We start from the raw sequence: 9,950 nt of genomic DNA, 5'->3' as shown, positions 1-9,950 counted from the left end.
CTGATCTCCACCGGGGTGCGGGCCCGGCCGTGGTTCGTCGAGAGCGAGGCGGCCCTGGACGGCGTGTTCGTCGTACGCACGCGCGAGCACGCCGAAGGCCTACAGCGCGCGCTCGCCGCCCGGCCCTCCCGTGTACTGGTCATCGGTGCCGGATTCACCGGCTCCGAGATCGCTTCCATCTGCCGCGAGCGGGACATCCCGGTGACCGTCGCCGAACTCGCGCCGGCCCCGCTGGTCGGGGCGCTCGGCGCCATGATCGGTGAGATTGCGGCGGACATGCAGCGGGCCCACGGAGTCGACCTGCGCTGCGGTATCAAGGTCACCCGGCTGGAGGGCGACGCACAGGGACGGTTCCGCCGCGCCCACTTCGACGACGGCAGCACCATCGACGCCGACGTGGCGGTGGTGGCGCTCGGAGGCATCCGCAACACCGAGTGGCTGCGGGACTCGGGACTGGCGGCAGGTGTCTGGGGAATCGCCTGCGACACCGGCTGCCGCGCCCTCGACCTCAACGGCCTGGTCACCGACGACATCTTCGTCGCCGGGGATGTGGCACGCTGCCCGAACCCGATCTACGAGTACCGGCTCATCTCACTGGAGCACTGGGCCAACGCCGTGGAGCAGGCAGAGGTCGCGGCGCACAACATGCTCAGTAACCAGGCGGACCGCTGGCCCCACCTGTCCATCCCGGTGTTCTGGTCGATCCAGTTCGGCGTCAACATCAAGTCCGTCGGCGTGCCCACCTTCGCCGACGAGGTGGCCGTCACCCAGGGGTCGGTGTCCGACCACCGCTTCGTCGCCGCATACGGCTATCGGGGCCGGGTCACCGCGGCGGTGAGCTTCAACAACGCGAAGTGGCTGGACCACTACCGGCAGCTGATCGAGACGGCCGCGCCCTTCCCGCCGCCCTGCCCCACGCCCGACCAGCCCGCCGACATCAAGCCGATGCCCGTCGACTTCCCCGGCCCCACCCTGCTCGCCCAGGGCGCCACCGTGGTGGTCACCGGCCATGACCCAAGTGAGCGGCGAGTGACGTCCGCGTGGCAGCACCGGTAGGAGGCAGAGCGAGATGACCACGACCGACACGCTGCGCCGGATCCTCGACTATTCCTCCCGAGCCGACCCGTACCCGCTCTACGCCGAGCTGCGCGAGACGCCGGTGGCCCCACAGGAGGACGGCAGCTACGTCATCAGCACCTATCGCGAGCTCACGGACATATTGCACAACCCGCACCTGAGCTCCGACGTGCGCAATCTGTCGCACCCGACGCGCGACGCCGAGGACCGTGCCGCGCCGTCGTTCATCAACCTCGACCCGCCCGAGCACGACCGCTTGCGGCGCATGGCGATGCGCCACTTCGGCCCCCCGCACACCCCGGGCCTGGTGACCGGCCTGGAACCCGATCTGACCGCCACCGTCAGCAGCCTGATCGACGACTTCGCCGGCAAGGAACAGATCGACATCGTCGACGACTTCGCCTACCCGTTCCCCGTCACCGTGATCTGCCACCTGCTCGGCGTGCCACGCGAGGACGAACCGAGGTTCCACCTGTGGGTGAACGCCATCATCGAATCACTGGACTACGACCCCAAGACCGATCCCAAGGAGAAACTGGAGAACGGCGAGCAGGCATCCAAAGACTTGGGCCAGTACCTCGGCGGGCTGCTGGAGCAACGCCACGGCCGGCCGGGCGACGACCTGTTGACACGACTGGCCAACGATGACGGCCCCGACGGGCGGATGACCGACGACGAAATCCTCGCGACCGCCCGCCTCCTGCTCATCGCCGGCCACGAAACCACCGTCAATCTCGTCACCAACGGCATGCTGACGCTGCTGCGCCACCCGCACATGCTGCAACGACTGCGCGACGAACCGGGCCAGATCGTGCCGCTGGTCGAGGAACTGCTGCGCTACGAGCCCCCGGTGCACATCATTCCCTGGCGGGCGGCGTACAGCGACATCACCGTCGCCGACACCGTCATCCCCCAGGGCTCGCGAATCATGCTCATGCTGGCCTCGGGCAGCCGCGATCCGAACCGCTTCCACGATCCGGACCGCTTCGACCCCGATAGACGTGACAACCAGCACCTGGGGTTCGGCAGCGGCATCCACCTGTGCTTCGGCGGCCCGCTGGCCCGGCGGGAAACCCAGATCGCGCTGACCGAGCTCGTACGCCGCCTCGATCGGCCAAGCCTGGTCGCCGACCCGCCGCCATACCGGCGCAGCCCCATTCTCCGAGGTCCGATCCACCTGCACATCGAGCAGGGTGACCGGTGAACGCGACGGCCGAAGGCACCGATGAACGATGAGGTTCAACGAGCTTCAACAAGCTTCAACGGATGATGAATTCGGGGTCGTGCGGGAGCTGTGCGGACGCGCCACCGGCATGCCCGGGAGCGCATGGGCCAGAGTGCGCCGTGCACTGTATCGCCGCAATCTGGAGGCATGACCTATCGATGCACGACGAAAGGTGACCAATGAAGTTCGCAGTCATGGGCGGTACCGGTCTGATCGGGTCGCAGGTCGTGGAGAAGCTGAACGCGGCCGGGCACGAGGCCGTGCCGCACTCGCCGTCTACAGGTGTCGACGTGATCACCGGCCAGGGCGTGGAGGAGGCGGTGGCCGGAGCCGACGGCGTCGTCAATCTCACGAATTCCCCGACCTTCGACGATGCCTCTCCCGCCTTCTTCCAGACCTCGATGGACAACCTCCTGGCCGCCAGCCAAAAGGCCGGGGTGGGGCACTTCGTCATCCTCTCGATCGTCGGCGCGGACCAGGTGCAAGACCTCGACTACTACCGCGCCAAGGTCTTGCAGGAAGACATCCTCAAGGCCGGGCCGATCCCCTATTCGATCGTCCGCGCCACCCAGTTCATGGAGTTCATCGACGCCGTCATGTCCTGGTCCACCGAGGGCGACACCGTCCGCCTGCCCACTACCCCACTCCAGCCGATCGCCGCCCAGGACGTCTCCGACACCGTCGCCGAAGTCGCCGCCGGTACCCCTCTGAACGGAGCCCTCAACGTCGGCGGGCCCGACGTCCATCCCCTCGACGAACTCGGCCGGATCACCCTGAACGCCCGACCCGACGGCCGCACGGTCGTCACCGACGACACCGCCGGCATGTTCGCCGCTGTCAACGGCGATGTGCTCACCACCCATGGCGACGCACGCATCGCCCCCACCCACTACACCGACTGGCTCAGCTGACCCGGCCGACCCAGCACTGGAGACCTGGCCATGTCGAACAACGAGCAGGGGGCAGGCGGCGCCGGGGACCAACCGCGCTCGGAAGCATGGAAGACGGCGCTCACCGTGTTGCAGTCGGCGAAACCGCCGTTCGTCCCGGAGGGGGTGGAGGCGATGACGGTCATCGTCGAGTTCCCTCCCGGCGATCCCGGCACCCCTCCGCACCGGCACTCGGGACCTGCCTTCGGCTACATGCTGGAGGGGGAGATGCTCTTCGAGCTGGAAGGTGAGCCGGAGCGGGTGATCAAGGCCGGGGAGACGTTCTGGGAGCCGGGCGGCGATGTCATCCACTACCAGGACGGAAACAACCGGACGGATTCCCGGAGCCGCTTCCTCGTCACCATGATGTGCGCACCGGGTCAGCCCATGCTCACCCTGGTCGACGACGAAGAGCTGGCCCGGCGCCGGCACCTACGCGCTCCCCGCCCAGGCACTTGACCCGCCCACGCCCGGGACCCACGACGGCCGGCCGACGGCCGGCGCGAGTCGGGCCAGTCGGACCCGCGGACGACTCGTTGCCGCGGCCCCCTCAGCCGGCCTTCTCCTCGGCTCGCCATTCAGGGGCGAGGATCGCCCAGATCTGCTTGTCGTGGCGGGCGCCTCCGTAGGGCCAGGCTTCGCGCCGTACGCCCTCCAGCGTCATGCCGAGTCGCTTGGCCACCGCCGAGCTTCGGTCGTTGTCGGACCGGCAGTGCCACTCGGCGCGGTGCAGCCCCCGGCAGGTGAACGCCCAGTCCAGCAGGGCACGGCACGCCTGGGTCACCAGGCCGTGGCCCTCGGCGACCGGCTCCAGCCAGCACCCGATCTCGCACGAGCCCGAGGCGGCGTTGAAGTCCGTGAACATCACGCCGCCGACCAGTGCGCCGTCGAGCCGGATGCCGTACAGGCGGGCGCCGTCCGCGGCCTGCCGTTCGGCGTACCGGCGCAGTGTGGCCCGTGCGCCGTCGAGGTCGTCGGTGACGAACGCCGGCCCGACCCACGGTCGGATGTGCTCGCGGGCCCGTTCCAGGTGGCCGGCGAACTCCTCGGCGTGCCATATCTCCAGCGGCTCAAGGCTGGCGTTGTCCCGCAGCGGGAGGGAGAACATGGTGACCCCATTCACGTAACAAGCGTTATGACTATGTAGGGTAGCAGCATGCCACGCACCAAGGGGGACCACGAGGCCCGTCGTCGCGACGTCTCCGAGGCGGTCTGGCGGGTGTTGGCCGCGCACGGCTTCGGCGGGCTGACCCTGCGCGCCGTCGCGGCCGAACTCGGCGCCACCACCGGCCTGCTCACCCACTACTTCCCGGCCAAGCGCGACCTGGTCGCGCACGCCCTCGACCTGCTCGAAGAGCGCAGCGCCTCCCGGCCCCGGCGCACTGCCGAGGCGGGCCTGTCCGCCGTCCGGGCTGCCATGCTCGACGTCCTGCCGCTGAACGCCGAGGCCACCGACGCCAACCGGATCTGGGTGTCCTCCTGGGATGTCGCCCTCGCCGACTCCGCCCTGAGCGGCGACCACGCCCGCAGGTACGCGCAGGGCCGCGACAGGCTGAGCGATCTGATCGCCGCGGCTCAGCGGCTGGGCGAACTGCCCGCCGGCGACCCGGCACGCATCGCGGCCGGCGCCCAGTCCTTCGTGCTCGGGCTGGTGGTGCAGGCCCTGTTCGACCCCACGACGTTCCCGGCCCGGCGCCAGACGGAGCTCCTCGACGACTACCTGGCGTCGCTGACGTCCCCGCCCGCACCACACGGCGATCACGCAGCCCCGTCCTGACGACCACGCCCTCCGGACGGGGTACTCCCTCCAGCTCCCGCCATCCGAACGTCCGCATCCGACCCGCTCAACGCCTGGTTTCCCGGTGCTCGGGAGAGCTTGGCGCCTCGTCGTGCCGGTGCATCCACCGTGGGCGCATGCTCGCTGCCGTTCGGATCACCGCGCCGCACGTCGGGGAACGGCCGGCGGCCGGGCTGCCGTTGGCGCACGACGACCGCTTCGACGTGCTCGAACAGGTCATGGCGGCGGGTAGCCATCCCGTCCATCCGAGCGGGCGCCGTCGGCCGGGTGACCGCCGAGCGCAAGCCGCTCACACACCAGGCCCGACCCCGCACTGACGGCGCCTTGACGTCTACGGCCCCCGTCTCAATGGTTGCCGCGCGCGGCTCGGGCAGCCCCCCAGCGAGCCGCCCGCGCCATGGATTTACCCAGGCGGTGCGGTCGGCCGCCGACTCCGAAGTGGTGGTCGGCCTCAGTTCGCCTTGCGCCTTCCCGAAAATGCCTCCCTTTCAACACGTTCAACGTGTCCGGTGCGGCTTCCTCTTCCCGTTTCTGCCTTTGGCTGCCCTCCTGGTATTGCGGCCTATTCCGGTTCGTGTGCGGCACGGATCCGCATCATCAAGAAGCAGGAGGCCGGCATGACAACGGTTCCGGTGGAAGGCCCCCTGTCCGTCCTGGAGCGGGTGACGGGCCCGAGTGTGTTGCGGTCACTGTCGGCCGGGGACCTTGTCGTGCTGGCGAGGGAAATCCGAGGGTTCCTCGTGGAGAGCGTGTGCGCCACCGGGGGTCATCTGGGGCCGAACCTGGGTGTGGTCGAGCTGACCTTGGCGCTGCACCGGGTCTTCGACTCCCCGCGCGATGCGCTGGTCTTCGACATCGGCCACCAGGCTTACGTGCACAAGCTGCTGACCGGCCGTCGGAATCGGTTCGACTCGCTGCGGCAGCACGACGGTTTGTCGGGCTATCCCTCGCGCCTGGAGTCCGTGCACGATCTGGTGGAGAACTCGCACGCATCCACCGCCCTGTCGTACGCGGACGGGCTGGCCAAGGCCCGACAACTGGCCGGCGAGCAGGAGCGTGCCGTGGTGGCGGTCATCGGGGACGGTGCGCTGACCGGCGGCATGGCCTTCGAGGCGCTGAACAACCTCGGTGCCGCCGAGGACCGTCCGGTGATCGTGGTGGTCAACGACAACGGCCGCTCGTACGCCCCCACCACCGGGGCGGTCGCCGACCATCTCGGCGTGCTCAAACACGGGGCCGGTGCGGAGGCGTGCCGGAATCTCTTCACCGATCTCGGCTTTGCCTACCTCGGGCCCGTCGACGGCCACGACACCGTCCAGTTGGAGCGCGTACTGCGCCAGGCCCGTGAGGTCCGCCGGCCGGTCGTGGTCCATGTCATGACCGTCAAGGGCAAGGACCATCCGGCCTCCGAGGCGGATACGGACGACTGCCTGCACTCCGTCGGGGTAGTCGATCCATCCACCGGACGACCCGTCAAGGACGCCTCCGCGCCGTCGTGGACGAAGGTCTTCGAGCAGGCGCTCGTGAACGTGGCCACCGTGCACCCGGACGTGGTTGCACTCACTGCGGCGATGCTGCTGCCCACCGGTTTGGGAGCCATGAAGGAACGGTTCCCCGAGCGGGTCTTCGACGTCGGGATCGCCGAACAGCATGCCGTCACCTCCGCGGCAGGACTGGCGATGGGCGGTATGCACCCCGTCGTCGCCCTCTACGCCACGTTCCTGAACCGGGCCTTCGACCAGGTCATGATGGATGTTGCCCTGCATCGGCTGCCGGTGACGTTCGTCCTGGACCGGGCGGGCATCACCGGTCCGGACGGCCCCTCCCACCACGGGATGTGGGACCTGTCGCTGCTGTCCGCGGTACCGGGGATGCGATTGGCCGCGCCCCGCGACGCGGCCCGGCTACGCCTGCTGCTCAAGGAGGCGGTTGCCTGGGGCTGGGGGCCGACCGTGCTGCGCCTCCCCAAGGCCACGGTGGGGGCCGAGATCGAGGCGCTCGCCTCCATCGACGGCATCGACATCCTGCACCGCAGCATCCGACGGCCGCTGGACGTGCTGATGGTGCCCGTAGGCCCCCTCGCCGGGGCGGCGATCGAAGCAGCCCACCTCTTGGAGGCCGGACACGGCATCGGGATCACGGTCGCCGATCCGCGCTGGGTGCTCCCCGTCAACCAGGGCCTCGCCTCCCTGGCCGCCCGCCATCAGCTGGTGGTGAGCGTCGAGGACGGCGTACGCACCGGTGGGGTGGGCGCGGCTCTGGCCCAACTGTGCCAGGACGCGGGCGTGACCACACCGGTCCGCGTCCTCGGCCTGCCCCGGGCCTTCATTCCCCAGGGCTCCCGCGCCGCACTGCTGGCCGATGCCGGATTGGACTCCGCGGGTCTCGTACGCACCGTCCTGGCCGCCCGTTGCGGCCACTGCCCGGCAGCCGACCCACACCTCGACGCCCCCGGAGCGACACCGTGACCGCGATCGACCTCGGCCTGCCCACCCCGCCCCCAGCGCCCCCCGCGCGCCGCCGCACCCGGCAGATTCAGATCGGCTGCGTGCCCGTCGGTGGTGACGCCCCCGTCTCGGTGCAGACCATGACCACCACGGTCACCGCCGACGTGGACGCCACCTTGCGGCAGATCGCCGAGGTGACCGCCGCCGGCTGCAACATCGTCCGGGTCGCCGTACCCACCGCCGACGACGCCCAGGCACTGCCCCGCATCACCGCAAAATCGCCGATCCCGGTGATCGCCGACATCCACTTCCAGCCCCGCTACGTCTTCGCCGCGATCGATGCCGGCTGTGCGGCCGTGCGCGTCAATCCAGGCAACATCAAACGGTTCGACGACCGGGTCGGCGAGATCGCCAAGGCCGCCTCCGCCGCCGGTGTACCGATCCGCATCGGGGTCAACGCCGGCTCCCTGGATGCGCGCCTCCTCACCAGGTACGGCAGGGCCACCCCCGAGGCCCTGGTGGACTCTGCACTGTGGGAGTGCTCCCTGTTCGAGGAGCACGGCTTCACCGACCTCAAGATCGCGGTCAAGCACCACGACCCGCGCACCATGATCGCGGCGAACCGGCTGCTGGCCGGTCGCTGCGACTACCCGCTGCACCTGGGGGTGACCGAGGCCGGGCCCGCCTTCCAGGGCGCCATCAAATCCGCCGTGGCGATGGGCATCCTGCTCAACGAGGGCATCGGCGACACCCTCCGCGTCTCCCTGTCCACCGACCCCGTCGACCAGGTCAAGGCCGGATGCCACATCCTGGCCTCGCTCGGCATGCGCCCCCGCACGCTGGAAATCGTCTCCTGCCCCGGCTGCGGACGCCTGCAAGTCGACATCCACAAACTGGCACGTCAGGTCGAGGCCGCCTTCGACGGATTCCCACACCCGCTGCGCATCGCGGTCATGGGCTGCGTCGTCAACGGCCCGGGAGAATCCCGCGAAGCCGATCTGGGCGTGTCCTGCGGCAACGGCAAAGGCCAGATCTTCCGCAACGGACACGTCATCAAGACCGTCCCCGAGAACCGCATCGTCGAAGCCCTCCTCGACGAGGCCCTCCGCCTCACGGACGTGGCCGCATCTGCACAGGACGCCGGACACGATGGCGCTCAGGCAGGTGGTTCCCCGTGAGTGCCGCCCCTCCGCTCAACGCCAAACCGCTGGATCCGCGGGCTGTGCTCCGGCATGTCGATGCCGTGCTCGGCGAGTTCCTCCAGGGCAAGGCCGCTGCCGCCCGCAGCCGTGGCCTGCCCGCCGACCCCGCCCAGATGCTGGAGCGGTTCGTCTCAACCGGGGGTAAGAGGCTGCGCCCGATGCTGTGCGTGCTGGGCTGGCGGGCGGCGACGAGGACGCCGCCGACCAAGGCCGTGGTGCGGGTGGCGGCCGCCCTGGAGATGTTCCATGCGTTCTGCCTGATCCACGACGACATCATCGACAACAGCGCGACGCGCCGCGGCTCCCCCACGGTGCACCGTGCCCTCACCAAGCGCCATGCGATCGGCCGTCCCGGTTCCCTTGCCGAGCGCCTGGGCACCAGCTGCGCCCTCCTCGTCGGCGACCTGGCCCTGGCCTGGACGGACGAACTCCTGCACACCGCGGGGCTGACCGGTCAGCAATTCGCGGCAGTGCTGCCGGTGCTGGATGTGATGCGTACCGAGGTGATCTACGGCCAGTACCTGGACGTCACAGCGACCGGCCTGCCCACCGCGGACCTGGAACGCGCCGTGACGATCATCCACCACAAAACCGCCAAGTACACCATGGAGCGCCCGCTCCACGTCGGCGCCGCCCTGGCCGGCGCCCCACCGGAGCTGATGCGGGAGCTGTCCTCCTGCGCACTGCCGCTCGGCGAAGCGTTCCAACTGCGCGACGACCTGCTGGGCGTCTTCGGGGACCCGCAGATCACCGGCAAATCCCGCCTGGAGGACCTGCGCGCGGGAAAGCACACCGCGCTCGTCGCGCTCGCCATGCGGGATGCGGCACCCCGCCACGCGGCGGCCCTGCAACGCCTGGTGGGCAACCCACACCTCACCGAGCCGGAAGCCGCCCAGGTCCGCGACATCCTCACCGTCTCAGGAGCCCGCCGGCAGGTCGAGGACATGATCACCGAGCGCCGCGCGCAGGTGCTGCGGCTACTGAAGTCCCCGAACGCCATTCCTCCTGAGGCCGCACACGCCCTGTCCGTCCTCGCCGAAACCGCCACCAGGCGCACCTCATGAACACCATGCACACCATGAACACCCCGTCGTCCCCCGTCCGCCGCCGCGTGCCGCTCGCCTCGCCGCGCGGCTTCTGCGCCGGGAAACCGGCCGGTAACGCAGCGGGCCGCCCTGGCGGCTGACGGGACGCCCGCACGCGCCCCGGAGCCGCCCCCACGACGGGAGGGGGGCCGGCTACCGTGGTGCAGCCACGTCAGCCCCGGGCGCC

10 protein-coding genes are annotated in these 9,950 nt (G+C 69.9%); 9 read left to right on the top strand and 1 reads right to left on the bottom strand.

Going from position 1 to position 9,950, the window contains the following annotated elements; all coding sequences use genetic code 11:
* The 4 genes from AB0C96_RS42735 to AB0C96_RS42720 all read left to right on the top strand — a co-directional run.
* On the top strand, window positions 1–1,056 hold a 1,056-nt coding region (locus AB0C96_RS42735; RefSeq protein WP_362925670.1), incomplete at its 5' end, for an FAD/NAD(P)-binding oxidoreductase.
* Window positions 1,057–1,069: 13 nt separating this feature from the next.
* Window positions 1,070–2,281, top strand: a complete 1,212-nt coding sequence (locus AB0C96_RS42730; protein ID WP_362925668.1) for a cytochrome P450 — start codon at window positions 1,070–1,072, stop codon at window positions 2,279–2,281.
* A 200-nt stretch (window positions 2,282–2,481) separates the two neighbouring features.
* Window positions 2,482–3,213 carry an NAD(P)H-binding protein gene (locus AB0C96_RS42725; RefSeq protein ID WP_362925666.1) on the top strand — a complete coding sequence of 244 codons (732 nt, stop codon included), beginning with the start codon at window positions 2,482–2,484 and terminating at the stop codon, window positions 3,211–3,213.
* Between the two features lie 30 nt (window positions 3,214–3,243).
* On the top strand, window positions 3,244–3,690 hold the full coding sequence (locus AB0C96_RS42720) for a cupin domain-containing protein (protein ID WP_362925664.1): 447 nt from the start codon (window positions 3,244–3,246) through the stop codon (window positions 3,688–3,690).
* 91 nt (window positions 3,691–3,781) lie between these two features.
* Here the strand turns inward: AB0C96_RS42720 and AB0C96_RS42715 are convergent, their stop codons facing one another.
* Window positions 3,782–4,339: a GNAT family protein gene (locus AB0C96_RS42715; protein WP_362925672.1), complete on the bottom strand. Its 558-nt coding sequence runs from the start codon at window positions 4,337–4,339 to the stop codon at window positions 3,782–3,784.
* Window positions 4,340–4,387: 48 nt separating this feature from the next.
* On the opposite strand from AB0C96_RS42715, the gene AB0C96_RS42710 reads away from it, so the two are divergent.
* The 5 genes from AB0C96_RS42710 (at window position 4,388) to AB0C96_RS42690 (ending at window position 9,742) form a co-directional block, all read left to right on the top strand.
* A complete protein-coding gene (locus AB0C96_RS42710) occupies window positions 4,388–5,008 on the top strand; it encodes a TetR/AcrR family transcriptional regulator (protein WP_362925662.1) in 621 nt (206 codons plus the stop codon).
* A 137-nt stretch (window positions 5,009–5,145) separates the two neighbouring features.
* Window positions 5,146–5,346, top strand: a complete 201-nt coding sequence (locus tag AB0C96_RS42705) for a hypothetical protein (RefSeq protein ID WP_362925660.1) — start codon at window positions 5,146–5,148, stop codon at window positions 5,344–5,346.
* Window positions 5,347–5,646: 300 nt separating this feature from the next.
* On the top strand, window positions 5,647–7,497 hold the full coding sequence (locus AB0C96_RS42700; protein WP_362925658.1) for a 1-deoxy-D-xylulose-5-phosphate synthase: 1,851 nt from the start codon (window positions 5,647–5,649) through the stop codon (window positions 7,495–7,497).
* Window positions 7,494–8,654 carry a flavodoxin-dependent (E)-4-hydroxy-3-methylbut-2-enyl-diphosphate synthase gene (gene ispG, locus AB0C96_RS42695; RefSeq protein ID WP_362925657.1) on the top strand — a complete coding sequence of 387 codons (1,161 nt, stop codon included), beginning with the start codon at window positions 7,494–7,496 and terminating at the stop codon, window positions 8,652–8,654. Before AB0C96_RS42700 ends, ispG begins: the two co-directional genes overlap by 4 nt.
* Complete coding sequence (locus AB0C96_RS42690; protein WP_362925656.1) at window positions 8,651–9,742, top strand: polyprenyl synthetase family protein; 1,092 nt, start codon at window positions 8,651–8,653, stop codon at window positions 9,740–9,742. The genes ispG and AB0C96_RS42690 overlap by 4 nt, the downstream gene beginning before the upstream one ends.
* Window positions 9,743–9,950: the final 208 nt, after the last annotated feature.

Origin of the sequence: Streptomyces sp. NPDC048506, from assembly GCF_040651315.1 — a bacterium.
GTDB lineage: Bacteria > Actinomycetota > Actinomycetes > Streptomycetales > Streptomycetaceae > Streptomyces.
This window is presented reverse-complemented; position numbering and strand designations above follow the sequence as displayed.